Source organism: Arcobacter sp., from assembly GCF_050300555.1.
Taxonomy (GTDB): Bacteria; Campylobacterota; Campylobacteria; order Campylobacterales; family Arcobacteraceae; genus Arcobacter.
Genome location: NZ_JBNKXY010000007.1, coordinates 134,254 through 152,512 on the forward strand (window position 1 = coordinate 134,254; position 18,259 = coordinate 152,512).

The 18,259-nt window shown below is 28.8% G+C and carries 19 protein-coding genes; 5 read left to right on the forward strand and 14 right to left on the reverse strand.

From position 1 onward, the window contains the following. Positions 1-3 precede the first annotated feature (3 nt). The 5 genes from pyrC to ACQY5W_RS07215 all read right to left on the reverse strand — a co-directional run bounded on the left by pyrC (position 4) and on the right by ACQY5W_RS07215 (position 4,480). A complete protein-coding gene (gene pyrC, locus ACQY5W_RS07195; protein ID WP_428024280.1) occupies positions 4-1,017 on the reverse strand; it encodes a dihydroorotase in 1,014 nt (337 codons plus the stop codon). Further along, entirely contained in the window at positions 1,017-1,355 is a 339-nt protein-coding gene (locus ACQY5W_RS07200) for a P-II family nitrogen regulator (protein WP_428024281.1), read from the reverse strand. Before ACQY5W_RS07200 ends, pyrC begins: the two co-directional genes overlap by 1 nt. A gap of 97 nt (positions 1,356-1,452) precedes the next feature. Continuing rightward, the gene (locus tag ACQY5W_RS07205) at positions 1,453-2,637 is read right to left on the reverse strand and encodes an ammonium transporter (RefSeq protein WP_428024282.1); all 1,185 of its coding nucleotides are present in this window, start codon (positions 2,635-2,637) and stop codon (positions 1,453-1,455) included. 212 nt (positions 2,638-2,849) lie between these two features. Continuing rightward, positions 2,850-3,188 carry a P-II family nitrogen regulator gene (locus ACQY5W_RS07210; RefSeq protein WP_013136679.1) on the reverse strand — a complete coding sequence of 113 codons (339 nt, stop codon included), beginning with the start codon at positions 3,186-3,188 and terminating at the stop codon, positions 2,850-2,852. A gap of 77 nt (positions 3,189-3,265) precedes the next feature. After that, positions 3,266-4,480 (reverse strand): ammonium transporter, encoded by a 1,215-nt coding sequence (locus ACQY5W_RS07215; RefSeq protein WP_428024283.1) that lies wholly within the window; start codon positions 4,478-4,480, stop codon positions 3,266-3,268. Positions 4,481-4,629: 149 nt separating this feature from the next. Between ACQY5W_RS07215 and ACQY5W_RS07220 the strand changes: the two genes are divergently transcribed. Genes ACQY5W_RS07220 through ACQY5W_RS07230 form a run of 3 tightly spaced genes read left to right on the forward strand, consistent with a single transcriptional unit; the run spans position 4,630 to position 8,809 of the window. Further along, positions 4,630-5,493: a hypothetical protein gene (locus ACQY5W_RS07220; RefSeq protein WP_428024284.1), complete on the forward strand. Its 864-nt coding sequence runs from the start codon at positions 4,630-4,632 to the stop codon at positions 5,491-5,493. Between the two features lie 35 nt (positions 5,494-5,528). Beyond that, entirely contained in the window at positions 5,529-6,278 is a 750-nt protein-coding gene (locus tag ACQY5W_RS07225; RefSeq protein WP_428024285.1) for a sigma 54-interacting transcriptional regulator, read from the forward strand. Beyond that, a complete protein-coding gene (locus ACQY5W_RS07230) occupies positions 6,275-8,809 on the forward strand; it encodes an HD domain-containing protein (RefSeq protein ID WP_428024286.1) in 2,535 nt (844 codons plus the stop codon). Before ACQY5W_RS07225 ends, ACQY5W_RS07230 begins: the two co-directional genes overlap by 4 nt. Before the next feature lie 9 nt (positions 8,810-8,818). Here the strand turns inward: ACQY5W_RS07230 and dsbD are convergent, their stop codons facing one another. Together dsbD and trxA are read right to left on the reverse strand one after the other, a co-directional pair. After that, positions 8,819-10,537: a protein-disulfide reductase DsbD gene (dsbD, locus tag ACQY5W_RS07235; RefSeq protein ID WP_428024287.1), complete on the reverse strand. Its 1,719-nt coding sequence runs from the start codon at positions 10,535-10,537 to the stop codon at positions 8,819-8,821. A gap of 10 nt (positions 10,538-10,547) precedes the next feature. Next, positions 10,548-10,913, reverse strand: a complete 366-nt coding sequence (gene trxA / locus ACQY5W_RS07240) for a thioredoxin (protein ID WP_428024288.1) — start codon at positions 10,911-10,913, stop codon at positions 10,548-10,550. Between the two features lie 126 nt (positions 10,914-11,039). Between trxA and ACQY5W_RS07245 the strand changes: the two genes are divergently transcribed. Then, positions 11,040-11,396: a rhodanese-like domain-containing protein gene (locus ACQY5W_RS07245; RefSeq protein WP_428024289.1), complete on the forward strand. Its 357-nt coding sequence runs from the start codon at positions 11,040-11,042 to the stop codon at positions 11,394-11,396. 22 nt (positions 11,397-11,418) lie between these two features. Here the strand turns inward: ACQY5W_RS07245 and ACQY5W_RS07250 are convergent, their stop codons facing one another. Together ACQY5W_RS07250 and ACQY5W_RS07255 are read right to left on the reverse strand one after the other, a co-directional pair. Then, positions 11,419-11,634, reverse strand: a complete 216-nt coding sequence (locus tag ACQY5W_RS07250; RefSeq protein WP_428024290.1) for a hypothetical protein — start codon at positions 11,632-11,634, stop codon at positions 11,419-11,421. A gap of 77 nt (positions 11,635-11,711) precedes the next feature. Further along, on the reverse strand, positions 11,712-12,521 hold the full coding sequence (locus tag ACQY5W_RS07255) for a phosphatidylserine decarboxylase (protein WP_428024291.1): 810 nt from the start codon (positions 12,519-12,521) through the stop codon (positions 11,712-11,714). A 136-nt stretch (positions 12,522-12,657) separates the two neighbouring features. Between ACQY5W_RS07255 and ACQY5W_RS07260 the strand changes: the two genes are divergently transcribed. Further along, positions 12,658-12,912 (forward strand): hypothetical protein, encoded by a 255-nt coding sequence (locus ACQY5W_RS07260; protein WP_428024292.1) that lies wholly within the window; start codon positions 12,658-12,660, stop codon positions 12,910-12,912. 10 nt (positions 12,913-12,922) lie between these two features. On the opposite strand, the gene mltA is transcribed toward ACQY5W_RS07260, so the two are convergent. The 5 genes from mltA to ACQY5W_RS07285 all read right to left on the reverse strand — a co-directional run bounded on the left by mltA (position 12,923) and on the right by ACQY5W_RS07285 (position 17,827). Continuing rightward, positions 12,923-14,011, reverse strand: a complete 1,089-nt coding sequence (mltA, locus tag ACQY5W_RS07265) for a murein transglycosylase A (protein ID WP_428024293.1) — start codon at positions 14,009-14,011, stop codon at positions 12,923-12,925. A gap of 62 nt (positions 14,012-14,073) precedes the next feature. Further along, a complete protein-coding gene (locus tag ACQY5W_RS07270) occupies positions 14,074-14,355 on the reverse strand; it encodes a hypothetical protein (protein WP_428024294.1) in 282 nt (93 codons plus the stop codon). 11 nt (positions 14,356-14,366) lie between these two features. Continuing rightward, positions 14,367-16,253, reverse strand: a complete 1,887-nt coding sequence (gene dnaK, locus ACQY5W_RS07275) for a molecular chaperone DnaK (protein WP_428024295.1) — start codon at positions 16,251-16,253, stop codon at positions 14,367-14,369. Between the two features lie 178 nt (positions 16,254-16,431). Beyond that, a complete protein-coding gene (gene grpE, locus ACQY5W_RS07280) occupies positions 16,432-17,025 on the reverse strand; it encodes a nucleotide exchange factor GrpE (RefSeq protein ID WP_428024296.1) in 594 nt (197 codons plus the stop codon). Positions 17,026-17,035: 10 nt separating this feature from the next. Beyond that, positions 17,036-17,827: a heat-shock protein gene (locus ACQY5W_RS07285; protein ID WP_428024297.1), complete on the reverse strand. Its 792-nt coding sequence runs from the start codon at positions 17,825-17,827 to the stop codon at positions 17,036-17,038. Positions 17,828-18,259 lie beyond the last annotated feature (432 nt).

Consider the following 18,259-nt stretch of genomic DNA (forward strand, 5'->3'; position numbering starts at 1 on the left):
CTCTTACTTTATGCTCCAAAAAAGTTTTTGATTATTATACATTGGCACAACATTCTCACCAAAACCTTCATATATATTAGGCACTATAAACTCTTTTTTAACTAATGTAATATCTTTAGTTAATGGTTTAAAATTATAAATCTTTTGAGCATTTAAACTTAAAAAAGCATTCAAATTATCCAATTTGTCATGCTTCTCAAAAAGCTCAACTAAAACTTGTAAAGCAATAGGAGAGGTAAAAACTCCTGCAGCACAACCACAAGACTCTTTTTTATGTTTAGGATGTGGAGCAGAGTCAGAACCAAACATAACCTTTGGATTAGCCTCTAAAGCTACTTTAAGTAAAGCATCCCTATCTTCATATCTTTTTGCAATAGGTTTACAAAATAGATGTGGTTGTAACATTCCACCTGCTACATCATCCAAAGTTATAATCAAATGATGTAAAGTAATAGTTGCAAATAAATTATCATATTTTTCAACTAACTCTACTGCATCTTTTGTAGTAATATGCTCCATGATAATTTTTAATTTTGGAAAAGCTTTTGCCAAGCCTTCATATACTGGCATAAACTCTTTTTCCCTATCCATAACAAAACCATTAGTTTCACCATGAATACACAAAGGAATATCAAAATCACTCATAGCTTCTAAAGTTGGTCGTAAACTTTCAGCATCAATTGCTGCAACTCCATTTTCAGAATTTGTTGTAATTCCAGCAGGATATAACTTTATTCCAATTATTTCATCTTTTATATCTTCTAAAAATTCCCTTGAATACTCTTGAAAAAACAAAGTCATTAAAGGTTCAAAATCATCATCTTTGCAAGCCTCTTTAATTCTATTTTTATAAGATAATAAAGCCTCTTTTGTTGTTACAGGTGGCACTAAGTTAGGCATAACCAATGCACCTGCAAAAGTTTTTGAAGTTAAAGGACCAACTAATTTTAACATCTCACCATCTCTTAGGTGAAGATGCATATCTAAAGGTGAGTTAAGTACTATTTCTTTACTCACTAAATAGCTTCCTCATCTTCCTCACCAGTTCTAATTCTTACAACTTTTTCAACTGGAGAAACAAATATTTTACCATCACCAATTTTTCCTGTTTTTGCAGCTTCCGTGATTAAATTAATTGTTGAATCAACATCTTTATTAGCAACAATTAATTCTACTTTGATTTTTGGTAAAAAATCTACCACATACTCAGCACCTCTATAAAGCTCTGAGTGACCTTGTTGTCTTCCATAACCTTTTACATCAGAAACTGTCATACCAGTTATTCCAGCTTCAGTTAATGCTTCTTTTACATCTTCCAATTTAAATGGTTTGATAATTGCTTCAATTTTTTTCAATTTTAATCCTTTTTTTGATTATACTATTTTAACAAAATATGTTTAAATAAATCTAATCTCTATAATTAACACCAAAATTTACAGATTATATATAGCTTTAAAATGCTCGTTTAAACTCTGGATATGCTTCAAGTCCACACTCTTCCACATCCAATCCTTGCATTTCCTCATCTTTTTCTGCTCTTAGAGGAACCAACTTATTAATGATATATAAAACTACAAATGATGTTACAAATGCAAAAACACCAACAACTACTATACCTTTTACTTGTCCTAGTAGTGTTATATTATCACCATTTGATGCAAAAATACCAACTGCTAATGTTCCCCAAATACCATTTAATAAGTGAACAGATAAAGCTCCAACAGGATCATCAAGTTTTAGCTTATCGAAAAAACTAACTCCAAATATAACTAAAACTCCACCTACTGAACCAATTAATATAGGAGTATAAATATCATATAAATCTGGACCAGCTGTTATTGCAACCAATCCACCTAATGCACCATTTAATACCATAGTAATATCTAGTTTTTTATATCTAAAATACATATATATTCCTACTAAGATTGCTCCTGCTAAACCTGCTGTATTTGTATTCATTATTGTTAAAGCAACTGCATCTGCACTCTCTTTTGATGAAATAGAACCAACACTTCCTCCATTGAATCCAAACCAACCAATCCATAAAAGAAATGCACCAAGAGTAACTAAAGGAATATTTGAAGCTGGAATTACTCTTACTCCACCCTCTGTTGGATATCTTCCACGTCGTGCACCAATAATAATTATTGCAGCTAATAAAGCCCAACCACCAGTACTATGAATCACAGTTGAACCTGCCAAATCATACATTGTTAAGTCAAAAATAGTTTCAGCTAACATATCACTTCCCCATGACCAGTTAACAATTGTTGGATAAATTAATGCTCCCATTACAATAGTAAATATTCCAAGAGGTAAAACCTTTGCTCTTTCACTAACTCCCCCTGACATAATATTAATAACCTTACCAACAAATGCCATTTGAAATAAAAATGCAGCCCACTTACTCATACTATCACTTCCAAAATCACCAAAAGCAATAGAATAACCTACCAATAAAAATGCCAATGATGCTACAGCATATATCATTGTATTTACCATTAATACGGCACTAACATTTTTGGTTCTTACAAGTCCAGCCTCTAGCATTGCAAACCCTGGAACCATGAAAATAATTAAAGTCATTGCAAAAAGTGCAAAAAAGGTATCAATTACATAAGCTATATTTGAATCCATACTTATCCTTTTTTATTAAGTTTGGATAATTATATATTATATGGTCTATTTTTGATTTATTTCAATGGATGTTTTTTATACATAATTTTTGTGTATTTTTTAGAAGAAGAGCATAATTTGTATAGTAAATATACAAAACAAAAGAGTGTTTATAAAATAACACTCTTTGTTTTTTAAAGAAAAGATAAGATAAATATTACCTTTTTATAAGACTAAACTGCTTCGCTACCAGTTTCACCAGTTCTGATTCTCACTACATTTTCAATAGGTGTAACGAAAATTTTACCATCACCGATTTTCCCTGTTTTAGCTGCATCTGAAATTGTTGCTATTGTTTTATCAACATCTTCATCATTTACAATCAATTCTATTTTAATTTTAGCTAGAAAATCAACAATATACTCAGCACCTCTATATAATTCAGAGTGACCTTGTTGTCTTCCATAACCTTTTACATCTGTTACAGTCATACCTGTAACACCACTTTCAACTAAAGCCTCTTTTACATCTTCAAGTTTAAAAGGCTTGATAATTGCTTCGATTTTTTTCATTCTTTATTCCTTTTAGTAATATTTCAAAAAAATATATCTCTTTAAAAGAGTAAGAAAACTTACTCTTTTATTACCACTTACGCTCTTTTAAACTCTGGATAAGTTTCAAGTCCAGTTTCATGAATATCTAAACCTTGAACTTCAATCTCTTCACTTACTCTTAATCCTACAATTAGGTCTAAAATTTTCCATACAATAAATGAAGCTATGAAAACAAATGCTCCAATAACAACTATACCTTTAAGTTGTGCCATAATTGTAACTTCTGGATTAAAGATACCTACAGCTAAAGTTCCCCAAATACCTGCAACTAAGTGAACAGATAAAGCACCAACTGGATCATCAATTTTCATTTTATCAAACATAGGAACTGCAAATACAACTAAAGCACCACCAACAATACCTTCAATAAATGCAACCATCATTCCTAAATCTGGTCCTGCAGTACAAGATACAAGTCCTGCTAAAGCACCATTTAATACCATAGTTAAATCAACTTTTTTATAGATAAGTTGAGTTAAAATTGCAGCCATTACAGCACCCGCTGCTGCAGCCATATTTGTATCAGCAATAACTAAAGCAATTCCATCGATATCACCTTTTGAACCTAATGCTAATTGACTTCCACCATTAAATCCAAACCATCCCATCCATAAAATGAATGTACCAAGTGTAGCTAAAGTTAAGTTTGAACCTGGAATTGGTCTAACTCCACCATCTTTACCATACTTACCTTTTCTAGCTCCAAGAATTAGAACACCAGCTAAAGCAGCCCATCCACCAACTGAGTGAACAATAGTTGAACCAGCAAAATCAGAGAATCCAGCGATAATACCACCTAATTCACTTCCACCCCATGTCCAGTGACCTTGTAATGGATAAATAATACCACTTAATACAACAACGAAGATTAAAAATGGCCATAACTTCATTCTTTCAGCAATTGAACCAGAAATTACAGAAGCAGCAGTTGCAACAAACACTACTTGGAAGAAGAAGTCAGCAGCAGCAGGATAAGAAGCATCAGCAGCAGTTTCCATGCTTATTGTTGAGAAGCTTCCCATGATAGCTCCACCTTCTCCATACATTAAGTTGTAACCAATAAAATAATACATAATACAAGAAATTGCAAATAAAGCAAGGTTTTTTGTTAATACTGTTGCATTATTTTTAGATCTAGTTAAACCAGCTTCCAACATAGCAAACCCAGCTGCCATCCACATTACTAGGACTCCCATTATAATAAATAAGAACCCATCAAGAACATATTTTACATCAGCAAAATTTTCCATTTTTTTCCTTTTTAAAATTGATATAAGAAATTATAAAATAAATAATAAACTTTCGCTAGACTTAATCTGTATAATTAATATACAATTGGATTTTTTTTAAATTTCCGTTAAAATGTTACAATATATACAGTTTATAAAAAGGAAATATTATGGAAGAGTTTTTAAGCATATATGAGCTTAATAAGGAAAAAATCGAAGACTTTATTATTAATAGTATTCACAATTTAGGGAAATTAAAAGATTCGGAAGCTAACAAATACAGTAATCTTTTTTCTGTATTCCCATCACTAGAATTAGTTTATACAGTTGATAAAGATACGAAAATCCAAAATTCTGCTAATTATTACAGAAATAAAACAGATGAAACTGCAATGGGAGAAAGTCGTTCTTATATATTGGAAAAATTACATTTCAAAGACAAATCTATTGCATTTTCTTCCCCATATATAAGTAGTGCCACAAGAAGTAATTGTATAACTCTTACAATAAAAGAGGAAGATTTTATAATTTTCTTAGATTTTAAAATTGAAACTTTATTGGAAAGATTAGAGTTAATAGAGTTAAATAAACCATTTCATACTTTAACTAAAATATTTTATGGTTTAGCTGGTTTTTCTATGGTTTTATTATCTGTTTTTATTATTATATATTCATTGGGAGGTTTTTTCACAAGTATAATTGTACATAATGACTTTACTCTTGACGCAATTTTTAAACCAATCATTGCCCTAACCCTTGGTATTGCAATCTTTGATTTAGCAAAAACAATATTAGAACAAGAAGTCTTTTTTAAATCCTATTCAAGAAATTCAAAGGTTGATACAAGAATGGTAATAAAATTTTTAATTACTATTATTATTGCTTTATCTATTGAAGGTTTAATGGTTGTATTTAAAATTGCTATAGAGAATTATACTGAAATGATAAATGCTCTTTATTTGATATCAGGTATATCTTTTATTATTGTTGCCCTATCAATTTTTATTTATTTAACTTCAAAAAAATATAAATAATTGTATACTATATATACAAAATATAGAGGGAAAATATGCAAGAATTTATAGCTATTTCAGAAACAGCAAAAGAGATAAAAAACTCAGCAGAGCTTCTTAAATCTTTGGATATTAACGCATTAATAACAGGTCAAAGAGGTGTTGGAAAAAAAAGTTTAGCAAAATACATTACACAAGATTCAAATATATATAGTGCAAAAGCACTACAAAATGATATTTCAGATAATGTAATTTCTATTTCTAATTGTACAGTTATTATTGAAAATATTGATGAGATTACTAATATTGATTTATTTATAAATTGGGTTGAAAATAATTCAATAAAAGTTATTGCAACAGCAAAAAGAGATGATTTAAATGAAAAATTATCTGATTTATTTTCTATTACAATAAATATTCCACCATTAGATACGAGAAAAGAAGATATAAAACCTTTAGCAAATAAATTTGCTAAAGAAGCAGGTGATATTTTAGGAATAAAAGAAAAACCATCAAAACTTATAGTAAATACCAGTGAAAATGCTTATAGTTTAAGAAAATCAATTTACTTTTCATATCTATTTGAATCAATAGGTGAAAATGAAATTATGATGCTTTTAGAAAACTATATCTTAGACAATATGGAAGGTGAAAATGCTTATAGAGATTTTGTATATCTTTTTGAAGCACCACTTCTTAGAGCTTCACAAAAAAAATATAAATCACAAGTTCAAATGGCTAAAAATCTTGGCCTAAATAGAATAACACTAAGAAAAAAATTAGAGATGCACAAAGATTTAATATGATTACAAGTATGAATATTGAAGTGGAAGAACTCATTGAAAAATGCGCAGATGACTTCCAAATTTCTAAGGTATTTAAAAAGTATATAAAAGAGTATGTTGAATCAATTGATACAAGTATTGATACAAATGGAGGTAAAGACTTCTTTGTAAAACATACAAAAAGTACAGATAGATTTTTAATCTCCCTTTACAAATATATTCTACGAAAAAACTTTGGTTCATATCAACCAATGAGTACAGCCATTCCTATTTCTTTAGTTGCTTTGGGTTCTTATGGAAGAGAGCAACTTTGTATCTATTCTGACATAGATTTAATGATACTTTATGAAGATGTCAAGGGATATAATATAAAAGATATTATCCAAGAGTTTATCACTTTAGCTTGGGATTGTGGATTAAAACTAGGTTCTAGAGTACATGAACTAAAAGATGTGGCTGATAGTGTAAAAGAAGATATTACAATTAAAACTGCCCTAATTGAATCAAGATTAATTTATGGTTCAAAACATCTTTGGTTTGGTTTTGAAAATGTTTTAACAAGAATCAGAAAAACAGACCAACTTGCATTTGTGTTAGAAAAGAAACAAGAGCACAAAGATAGATTATTAAAATATCCATTAAAAATGGAACCAAATATTAAAGATGGATATGGTGGTATGAGAGAAGCCAATATGGTTTTTTGGATTGCAAATATCGTATTTGGAGTTTCAAAATTAAAATATCTTATGGATAAAGAGTTTTCAGAAGAAGAGTACAAAAAATATAGAACATCTTTAGAATATATTTTTCAAGTAAGAAACCATCTACACAATATTGCTAAGAAAAAACTTGATACTGTTAATTTTGATATTTTGCCTGAACTTAGTACTAAACTTGGATTTAAACATACACAAAGAAAAACTAAAGAGTCTCAAGCAATGAGTAAAATCTTTGAATCGCTTCATAATATTCACTTTTTTACAAATATATTAACTAAAAAATTTGCTAGAGCTATTGAGTTTAAAAATCAAAATTACGGTTTAGTTAGAAAACATAGATTTGCTAAAAACCTTTTTATTTACGAAGGTAAGATTTATACTTCTTATTTCAATAAACCAAAAACATTATCAAACTTTTTAAAGGAACTTATTTCTCTTCCTCCTGAGGTGGAAAGATTTGATCAATCTTATGTTTATTATGCAAGTAGAACAATTTTACCTCCAAAACAAACAAAAGAGCACAAACAATTATTAAAAAGACTTCTATTTAAAGAGTCTTTATATCCAATTATAAAATTATTGTACAATGCAAGAATATTTCAAACAATATTCCCAATTACTAAAAAGATTATAAATCAACCTCAATTTGATGGTTATCATGAACTTCCTGTTGATGTACATTCAATAAAAACATTAAAACATTTAACAGATATAAAAGATGTATTGGTAAAAGAGTTATATGATTCTTTTGATATTACAGAACAATCTTTAGTAAAAATAGCCACTTTTTTCCATGATGTAGGAAAAGGAAGAAATACTGACCATCATATATCTGGAGAAAAACTATTTAGAAATATGGCAAATGGTCTTGACTTTAAATCTGAACATATTCAAACTATTGCTAAACTAATTAGATACCATAATATGATGAGTGTGGTAGCAACAAGTGAAGATATTTATTCTGAAAAAGTTATTAGGAATTTTGCTGGATTAGTTAAAAATAAAAAGTTTCTTGATATGCTATTTGTTTTAACATATGCTGACATTTCTGCAGTTGGTAAAGGTGTTTATAAAAGTTCAACTGCTTCACTTCTTAAAGAGTTATACAATCAAACTTTATATGCCTTTGAAAATACAACTCTTCTAACTGAAAGTTCAAGAAGAATTGCAAAAATCAATAGTATTAAAAAACTAAAACAATATATGGAATTGCCAGAAATTTTTAAGAAAAAAATCACCTATATATCATCAAATCAAATATTTTTACAATTAAAAGCTTCTGATATTTTAGATTTAGCTATTAAGGCAAAAGATATTGAAACTTATACTTATAAAATATTAAATGATACATGTTTAACCATAAGAATTATTAGAAAAATACCACTCAATCTTGGTTATTTATTGGGAAGATTAGAATTTTTAGATATCTCAACTATGAATATTTTCAAACTTTTTGATGATAAAAAATGTTTTGAAATTACCTTTACTGAAAAAGTAGCAGAAGGTGATATTTTATATATTGAAGATATTATTAACTCTTCATTTGATATGAATAAAAAAGTTAATGTAAAACAACCTACCATACTAAAAAGTGAGATTGAAATTGATTGTAACCACACTTCTTATCTTGCCAGTATGAAAGTAAATGCCTTAAATCAAAAAGGTTTATTAGCTTATATTACTAAAATTTTTGATGATTTTAATGTTGAAATTGAGAGTGCAAAACTCTCATCAACAAAAACAAGGGTAAGGGATTTATTTCTAATAGAAAAAAATGGAAACTTCTGTATTAACTCAGAAAAAATTACAGATATACTTTGTAGTAGCGAATAATCGCTACTACTAAAAATGTTTATTAAGTACTTCTAAAAACTCTTTAGGATTTTTAAATCCAACTATTTTTGCAGCATTTACCTCTTTTTTGTCTTTATTCCAAAAAACTATTCCTGGAGGTCCAACAATCCCAAATCTTTTTTGCAACTCTTTATCATCTTGATTATTTGCAGTTACATCAGCTTGAAGTAAAGTAAAGCCACTTAGTTTACTTTTAACAGCTTCATCTTTAAAAGTAATTTTTTCAAACTCTATACAAGCTACACACCAGTCAGCATAAAAATCCAACATAACTGGTTTAGTTGATTTTTTTATTTCATCTTCAAGTTCTGCAATATTTTTAACTCTTTTAAAAGATAGACCCTTCTCTTGCATAGATACTACTTTTGAAGAAGTAAATTTCTCTAAAGGATTCAATATATTTGTAGCTCCACTTACAGCACCTACAAATACTAAAACACCATAAATCAGAATAACTAAAGTAATAAGTTTTATTAAAATATGCTCATAAACTTTTAGATAAATTGCACTTCCTAAAAGTAATAAAGCCCATAAATACATCACAAAAATTGGCTCTAAAACTCTATCTAACATCCAAATAGCAATTGCTAACATCACAATACCAAATATTTTTGTGATATTTTCCATCCAACCACCTGGTTTTGGCATAAACTTACCAGCTCCAAGTCCTATTAAAAGTAAAGGTAATCCCATACCTAAACTCATAACAAAAAGTGCTACTCCACCTAAAGAAGCATCACCTGTTTGTCCAATATATACTAAAGCTCCAGCTAAAGGAGGAGCAACACAAGGTCCAACTATAAGGGCAGAAAGGAATCCCATAATTGCAATTCCAAAAACACCTTGCTTCTCTTTTCCTTCAGTTGTTTTATTTATCTTATTTTGCAAACTTTGTGGCAATTCTAATTTAAAATATCCAAACATAGAAAAAGCCAATACTACAAATATAGCTGCAAAAGCCGTTAGTACATAAGGATTTTGAAGGGCAACTTGTAAGTTTGCTCCAAAAAGCCCCGCAATAATTCCAGCAATTGTATATGCTAAAGACATAGAAAGAACATAAATTAAAGATAAGAAAAATCCCCTTCTTGTTGTTAACTCTTCATTTTGTCCAGCTTTTACAATGATAGAAGATAAAATTGGAATCATAGGAAATACGCAAGGAGTCAATGATAATAAAAGTCCAAATCCAAAAAAAGTAAGTAATACGATTAAAAAATTTCCATCTTTTAAACTATTTGCAATGGTATCTGTTTCATTTAAATCTATATTTTTAGCTGTGTCAGCAACTATATTTTCAGGTATTTTTACTACTGTTGCTTTACTCATAGGAGCATAACAAAGTCCAAGTTTTGAACAACCTTGAAAATTAAACTCTATTTCATACTCTTTTGCATCAACTTTAGATTTTAGTAAAGAGAAGGGAACTTCTATTTTTAAATCATGAAAATATACTATAAACTCTTCATAAGGTATTGGTTTTGGTAAATTCAACTCTTTTGTTAAATCAACAGATGTAGGAGTTTTTATTTTTACACTTATTTTATCAGCATACAAATAAATATCTTTTCCTAGTTCCATATTTATAATTAAACTATTACTTTTAGTTTCAAAGCTTTCTTTAAAAGCTTCTGCAGGAGATAAAAAACTCTTTTCAACTCCAAATAAAAAAACAAAAGTAAAAAATAAAAGAATAAGTTTTTTCATCTAATATCCATTATTTAAGTAAATATGAATTTACAGTATTTTTTATTTCGTCAACTGATTGAACACCTACTATAAGTTTCAAAACTTCACCATCTTTTGCATATACTAAAGTTGGAATACTAACTACTCCAAATTTATTTACTAAATCCCTTTGGTCATCAATATCTACTTTGTATATAACTACATCATTAGGTTTTTTATTTGAATATGTATCTAAATTTTTAGAAATTATCTTACAAGGGGGACACCATGAAGCATAAAAATCTACAATTACCTTTTTTCCCTTAATTTTTTCTTCAAAATTGTCAATGGTTAAATGTTCAAATGCAAATAAACTCGAGGCAAATAAACAAAATATAATTAAAAATCTTTTCATAATAATTCCTTTTGTGTAAGTATAGTAAAAAAGTGTGTAAATTTTGTTTAGTCTTATTAACTTTTTTTATATACTTTAATATAAGAATTATTTATGTACCATTTAAAAAAATTATTAGGATTTATAATGAATAATACTTTAAAAAATGTTCTTCCTCAAGAGATACAACCTTTTATAGATGATAATACACCACTTATTGATATTAGAAGAGATGATGAGTTTCAAGCAACTGGAATAATAAAAGGTGCATACAAATTAACATTTTTTGATGAATATGGTAGGCATAATTTAGAAAAATGGTTAAATGATTTTAAAAAAATTGTAAAAAATAAAAATGATAAATTTATTTTAATTTGTGCCCATGCAAATAGAACAAAAACGGTAGGAGATTATTTAGCTACTAAATTAGGTTATGAAAATGCTTACCACTTAGAGGGTGGAATGGCACTTTGGTTAGCACAAAATAAAGAGGTAGTTTATTAAAAAGGCCAAGACTAGGCCTTTTTTATTTTTTTGCTTTTTGTAATACTTCTATTACTTCATCTAAGTTTGCATAAGGAATATGAGATTTCCACTCAACAGTTTCTCCATTTAGTGAAATACCAATACTAACAACATCATCTGTTCCTGCACCATAAGGTTCACTAATATTAGAAATAAAGATTTTACCTTTTTTTGTTCCTGCCAATGAGATTTCTGCTAATTGTGTAGTTGTAGACATATCTTTTCCTTTGGTTGATTTATAACATTTTACAAAAATAAACTTTTATAATGTTAAACCTATTTTAACTTACTTTTTCACTTTTGATTAATAACTGTACCAAATTGAACTTTTTTATTTGTCAATTTTTTTAGTTTTATACTATCTTTTTCCCAAACCATAACAACAGTTGAACCCATTTTAAAGTAACCTAAACATTCAGCTTTTTTGATATTTAAATTTTCATATTCAAAAACTTTTATCTCTTTTGCATCTATATTTGTTTCAACAGCACTTTCAAACTCAAATACCATTTGTCCAACATTTAATGCTCCTACAAATACCATATAAAAAAGATTATAATCTTTATCAAAACACTCTAAGATAACTCTTTCATTTTGACAAAACAGGTCTATCTCTTTATTTAAATATTTTAAATTTACTGGATAAAGTTTCCCTGGAACATGGATTAATTTACTTATTTTAAAATCACATGGAGCATGGTATCTATGATAATCTTTTGGAGATAAATAAAAGTTCATAAAACTTCCATCAATAACTTTTTCTAAATTATCTTTTTTCACATGATATGTTAAAAGTTCTTCAACACTATATTCCATACCTTTTATTTGTAGCAATCTATCTTTTGATAATTTTCCACACTCTGTAATCAAAGAATCTGTTGGTGAAATTATAGAATCATTACTTGTATCAATTTCCCTTTGAATTGCTAATTCTCTTGTAAAAAGGTCATTTAAAGATTTGTAGTATTTTGGATTTCTAAATTCACTCATATCTAAACCCAAACTCTTTACGTACGTATTGTTTATAATATTTTGAATAAAAGATGGAAACTCTTTTTTTGCGAACTTTCCAAAATATTGTGAAATCAAATTTGTAATATGCATTTTAATCCTTATAAAAAATGTATTCTATCTAATTATCACTTGATTTTTAAAATTACTATTTAACTTAAGTTCCTAAGAATAAAAAAATATTAATTTGCTAATCTTCCATCATTAATTTAAAAAGGATGATAATAAAATGTATACAATACTTGTAGAACATGTTTGCGGTTGTTTTAAAAGAAGTGATTTAGAAAACAACATTCAATTGGAAAATAAAGATGATGCCCTAGCAAAGGCTATGTCAATGACAACAACTATGAATGAAGATTTTTGTGGTAAACACGATTTTCAATTAGTTGAGAAAGATAATAACTTTGTTATTTCATTTAAAGAGCATGCACCAACTCACACAACAAGTGGATGCTGTGGTGGTGGATGTGGTTCACACTAAGGGTTTCCCTTTAGTTGGGAACTAAAATATATAGTTCCCCCACTTCCTTCATTCTTCCAGCATACTCTTCTGCTTCATGTGAAAATCCCCAGAAAAAATCAGCCCTTATTTCACCTTTAATTGCACCTCCTGTATCAGCAGCAACCATTAATTGATTTATCTCTTCATTTGTAACTGGATTTTTTGTATTTATAAAAACTGGCATGCCAAGTTGTATATATCTAGTATCAACAGCAAGATTTCTTTGTGGAATTAACTCTGTTCCTAAACTTCCTGTTGCACCTTGATTTCTTTTCTCAAAAAATACATAACTTGGATTTTTATTTAAAACTTCATCCACTTTTAAAGGATGGTCTTCAAACCATTTTTTCATACCTTGAACTGATGCACTATAATCAGTTTTACTACCAATATAACCTTTGTTTATCATATATTTACCAATAGAGTTATATTTTTGCCCATTTTGATTTGCATAACCAACATTTATAATATCTCCATTTGGTAATTGCACTTTTCCTGAACCTTGGATATGTAAAAAATATAATTCTACTTTATCATCAACATACAATAAAATATCTTGATTTTCAGTTTTACTTATTTCTCCCCTAGCTTTATAAGGAACTACCCTTTTGCCCTCAAGTTTTCCCCTTAATGTAAATTTCTTTAATTGAGGATAAATAGATCTTAAATCAATTGTAATCAAATCATCTGGTACTTTATAAACAGGATATTTAAATCTTTCTGTTTTGGTAAAACTTCCATATAATAAAGGCTCATAATAACCTGTAATTGTACCTTTGTCACTTCCATCACTATTATATAATTTGTAAGGTGTAAAATTATTTACAAAAAATTCCTTCGCTTTTGTAGTTTCATTTGCCTTTAAACAAACCTCTTCAAAAAGCTCTTTTCTTGAACTTTTTTCACAAGCTTTTTTAAATACATCTAAAGCTAGTGATAAATCATCTTTTTCAAAATCTTTTATCTCATCAAAACTTACCTTTTCAAGATTAGCTTTAGAATTATCGATTTTCTCAAACTTGGGAGCACAACCTGTAAATATAGCGATTAAAATAGTAGTAAAAATAAAAATTTTCATAGTATTAATTCCTTTGATGAGATTCTAACACTTTTTGGTTAACAATAATTTAATTATAAAATTTAGTTGGAAGAATGAACTTCTTTTAAGCCACAAGATTTACAAGTGTATTCTATATCTTTTAATCCAGAACATCCATGGTCTTTCAATAATCTAGCACTTATAATTTCATGTTTAAATTTAGTATTTGTATTTGTATCAAAAAACTCTTTTGTTTTTTCATTACAAGAGGGACACTGTCCACTGTTTAGTTTTTTTAGTCTCGAAGTTTTGTTATTTATATAAAGTAAAATTGAAAATATTACGATTAGAAATAGAAGTAATAAAAAAATAATAGTTTGCATGAAGCAGAGTTTTACTCTACTTCAGCGTCAATAACGTCATCGTCATCTTTTTTAGCTTTTTGATTTGGTTGTGCACCAGCTTGGTTTTCACCTTCTTTTTTGTACATTGCTTCTGCAAGTTTATGAGAAACTTCAGTTAAAGCTTTAACTTTTTCTTCGATTTGTTCTTTTGTTGCATTTTCATCTTTTAATATCTCTTCTAAAGCTGCTGCTGCATCAATAATTTTTTGTTTTTCTTCTTCAGAAACTGCATTTTCATTTTCTTCTAAAGTTTTTCTTGTGCTATGTAATAACGCATCTGCTTGATTTCTTACTTCAATTACAGCTTTTTTCTTAGCATCTGCTTCTTTGTTTGCTTCTGCTTCTTGTACCATTTTTTCAATTTCTTCATCAGATAATCCAGATGAACCAGAAATAGTAATTTTATTTTCTTTACCAGTTCCTTTATCTTTAGCACTTACATTTAAAACACCATTTGCATCAATATCAAATGTTACTTCGATTTGTGGAACCCCTCTTGGAGCTGCTGGGATGTCAGATAATTCAAACATACCTAAAGATTTGTTATCTCTTGCAAATTCTCTCTCTCCTTGTCCTACATGAATAGAAACAGCAGGTTGGTTATCATCAGCTGTTGAGAAAACTTGAGATTTTTTAACTGGAATTGTTGTACCTTTTTCAATAAGTTTAGTCATAACTCCACCTAAAGTTTCAATTCCTAGTGATAAAGGAGTAACGTCTAGTAATAATACATCTTTAACATCACCTTTTAATACCCCAGCTTGAACAGCAGCACCAGCAGCAACAACTTCATCAGGGTTTACACCTTTATTTAAATCTTTTCCAAAGAACTCTTTAACTACTTGGTTAGCTTTTGGTAATCTTGTAGATCCCCCAACCATAATTACTTCTTGAATCTCACCTTTATCTAAACCTGCATCTTTTAATGCAACTTTAATATGATCTAAAGTTTCTTTAATTAAATCTTCAGTCATAGACTCAAATTTTGCTCTTGTTAATGATTTAACTAAGTGAACAGGTCCTGCACTTCCCATAGAGATAAATGGTAAATTGATTTCTGTTGACTCTGCTGAACTTAACTCTTTTTTAGCATTTTCAGCTGCATCTTTAAGTCTTTGTAATGCCATTTTGTCATTTTTAATATCAAAACCATTTTCATCTTTGAACTCTTTTGCTAACCAATCAATAATTGCATTATCAAAATCATCTCCACCTAAGAAAGCATTTCCATCAGTTGAAAGTACTTCAAATGTTCCATCACCTATTTCTAAAACAGTAACGTCAAATGTTCCTCCACCTAAATCATATACAAGAACTTTTTCTTCACCTTTTTTATCTAAACCATAAGCAAGTGATGCTGCTGTTGGCTCATTGATAATTCTTAGTACATTAAGTCCTGCAATTGTTCCTGCTTCTTGAGTAGCTTTTCTTTGTGCATCATTGAAGTATGCTGGTACTGTAATAACTGCATCAGTTACTGCTTGTCCTAAATACTCTTCTGCATCAGTTTTTAATTTTCCAAGAATTTTAGCACTTATTTCTTGTGGAGTATAAACTTTTCCAGCAATCTCAACTGCTGCTGCACCGTTTCTATTAACGATTTTATATCCTACTTTTTCTTGTGCTTCTTTAGCATTTTCTTCATCCATCATAAGACCCATAATTCTTTTTACAGAATAAATAGTTTTTTCTGGATTTGTAATTGCTTGTCTTTTTGCTGGATCACCAACTAAAACTTCACCCTTATCTGTAAACGCAACGATTGATGGAGTTGTGTTTTTCCCTTCTTTATTTGGGATAACTTTTGCTTCACCATTTTCATAAACTGCCATACAAGAGTTTGTTGTTCCTAAATCTATTCCAATAACTTTACTCATTTTTTTGTCCTTAATTTTATTTTATAAAATGAAGGGAACCTATCATCTTTTATGTTCTTTAACGGTTGAAATAAATTCAACCTAAGAACCAATCCTAAAGCACTTGCTGTTGCAAGTGTTGATTCCCAATTCAATCATTTAACTTTATTCAATAGTTTTATGACATTGCGGTCAAAGATTAGTTTGCTATACTAACCATTGCTGGTCTTAATAGTCTCTCTTTTAACATATACCCTTTTTGCATAACTTGTACAATTTCACCTGTTTGTTTATCTTCACTATCCACTTGCATAATTGCATTATGGAAGTTTGGATCAAACTCACCATCAGTTTCTACAACTGTAATGTTATGTTTTTCAAAAGCTGTATAGAAATTTTTGATTGTAAGTTCTACACCCTCTTTTAATTTTGCAAGTAAATCTTCAGCGCTTAGATTTGTAGCTGCTTCTTCAGCTGCTAATGCCATCTCTAATGTATCAATTGGAGATAATAAATCCTTTGCAAACTTTTCACTAGCATAATCAATCGCTTGATATTTCTCTTTTTCTAATCTTTTTTTGATATTTTCAAAATCAGCATGTACTCTTAAATACTTCTCTTCTGCCTCTTTTAATTTACCTTCAAGTTCAGCAATCTTATCTTCAGCACTAACTTCTTTTACTTCTTCTGTAGCATTTTCTTCATTACAACATGAAGACTCTTCATTGCAACACTCTTCTTTATTTTCTACTTCTTGTTCTATTTCTTCATTTTTTGCATTTTCTTTGCTCAAAATAACTCTCCTAATTCATACTTATTTTATTATAAAAGAATTCATAATCCTTTGACAGTTCTCCAACAACCAAAAGCTTTGATTCTTTACCTTTTATTATACAATCATGACAAATCCCAATATAACCCTCTGGGACAATTGCATCAAAATAGATACCATTTTCAATATTTTCGAAAATAGTTCCTCTTAAAAATCTTTCAATAGTATTTTCATCATAATTAAATCTCAATGCCAATGAAAAGAACTCTTTAGTATTATAAATTCTAAAGTCTCTATTTTTTAAAAATTGATTTACTGATTCATATATTTCTAAAGCACCAACTTGCTTAGAAATATTTACAATATGTACCAGCTCTAACCCAATCATATCACTTAAAAATCTATAAAGAGCATCTGAAAACTTTACGGTAACTGTAAAGCTTGAAAACTCTAAAATCATATATCGATTTTCTACATTAAGTATATTTTTTAAAACATCGCTAGTTTGTTCCAATATAAATGCTGTCAATCCAACTTGTGAAGAATAATAATCAACTGCTTTTTCATCTACAAAATTAAGCTTAAAGTGTAACTTTGAACTCCAATATTGTCGCAATGCTTCAGTTGTAGGAGTTCTACCTGAACTTACATGTTCTTGAGCTAAGTAACCCTCTTCACCTAACTTTTTAAAGTAACCTCTAATAGTAGCTGGTGAATATGTTATATCATACATACTTTTAAGCTGAGAAGAACCAATAGGTTCTAGATGCTCAATATATGCTTTGATAATAGATTGTAGTAAAAACTCTTTTTTATCAATCATTTTTCAACCAATTTTGTTTATTTAGCACTCATAATCTTAAACTGCTAAATAATTATACTCAATTGAGTGTTTATTTGTCAAGTATTTTTTAGCAATTAATTAATAAAAGTGCTAATTTGTTATTTAGGCTTAAGTTTGTGGGCTTTGTTTGAGTTTATTTTTGTAACAAATTTAAGAAATGAGTTGGTTTTTTTCTCATGAACACCTGACGGTCTTCGCTTCTCTTACTTTTTGGTCTCGAAAAAGTAAGCAAAAAAGACTGCCAAGTTGATGAAGGCAAAGCTTCCTAAGATTTTAGACTTTTTTTTCTACGTTGTGGAACTCCTAAATAATGACCATTTAGGTCATTATTTACTCAAACAGTTGCCACCTTAAAAAGTCATAAAAGATATAATTATATAGTATTTTCATTACTATATTTTGACTCATCAT

Excerpts from the sequence above, each read along its gene's own strand:
- ACQY5W_RS07250 (WP_428024290.1), bottom strand. The coding sequence starts at position 11,634 with ATGTCTACAACTACACAATTAGCAGAAATCTCATTGGCAGGAACAAAA.
- ACQY5W_RS07260 (WP_428024292.1), top strand. The coding sequence starts at position 12,658 with ATGTATACAATACTTGTAGAACATGTTTGCGGTTGTTTTAAAAGAAGT.
- ACQY5W_RS07205 (WP_428024282.1), bottom strand. The coding sequence starts at position 2,637 with ATGGATTCAAATATAGCTTATGTAATTGATACCTTTTTTGCACTTTTT.
- trxA (WP_428024288.1), bottom strand. The coding sequence starts at position 10,913 with ATGAAAAGATTTTTAATTATATTTTGTTTATTTGCCTCGAGTTTATTT.
- ACQY5W_RS07225 (WP_428024285.1), top strand. The coding sequence starts at position 5,529 with ATGCAAGAATTTATAGCTATTTCAGAAACAGCAAAAGAGATAAAAAAC.
- ACQY5W_RS07285 (WP_428024297.1), bottom strand. The coding sequence starts at position 17,827 with ATGATTGATAAAAAAGAGTTTTTACTACAATCTATTATCAAAGCATAT.
- dnaK (WP_428024295.1), bottom strand. The coding sequence starts at position 16,253 with ATGAGTAAAGTTATTGGAATAGATTTAGGAACAACAAACTCTTGTATG.
- ACQY5W_RS07245 (WP_428024289.1), top strand. The coding sequence starts at position 11,040 with ATGAATAATACTTTAAAAAATGTTCTTCCTCAAGAGATACAACCTTTT.
- mltA (WP_428024293.1), bottom strand. The coding sequence starts at position 14,011 with ATGAAAATTTTTATTTTTACTACTATTTTAATCGCTATATTTACAGGT.
- dsbD (WP_428024287.1), bottom strand. The coding sequence starts at position 10,537 with ATGAAAAAACTTATTCTTTTATTTTTTACTTTTGTTTTTTTATTTGGA.
- ACQY5W_RS07270 (WP_428024294.1), bottom strand. The coding sequence starts at position 14,355 with ATGCAAACTATTATTTTTTTATTACTTCTATTTCTAATCGTAATATTT.
- ACQY5W_RS07215 (WP_428024283.1), bottom strand. The coding sequence starts at position 4,480 with ATGGAAAATTTTGCTGATGTAAAATATGTTCTTGATGGGTTCTTATTT.
- ACQY5W_RS07210 (WP_013136679.1), bottom strand. The coding sequence starts at position 3,188 with ATGAAAAAAATCGAAGCAATTATCAAGCCTTTTAAACTTGAAGATGTA.
- ACQY5W_RS07230 (WP_428024286.1), top strand. The coding sequence starts at position 6,275 with ATGATTACAAGTATGAATATTGAAGTGGAAGAACTCATTGAAAAATGC.
- ACQY5W_RS07255 (WP_428024291.1), bottom strand. The coding sequence starts at position 12,521 with ATGCATATTACAAATTTGATTTCACAATATTTTGGAAAGTTCGCAAAA.
- ACQY5W_RS07220 (WP_428024284.1), top strand. The coding sequence starts at position 4,630 with ATGGAAGAGTTTTTAAGCATATATGAGCTTAATAAGGAAAAAATCGAA.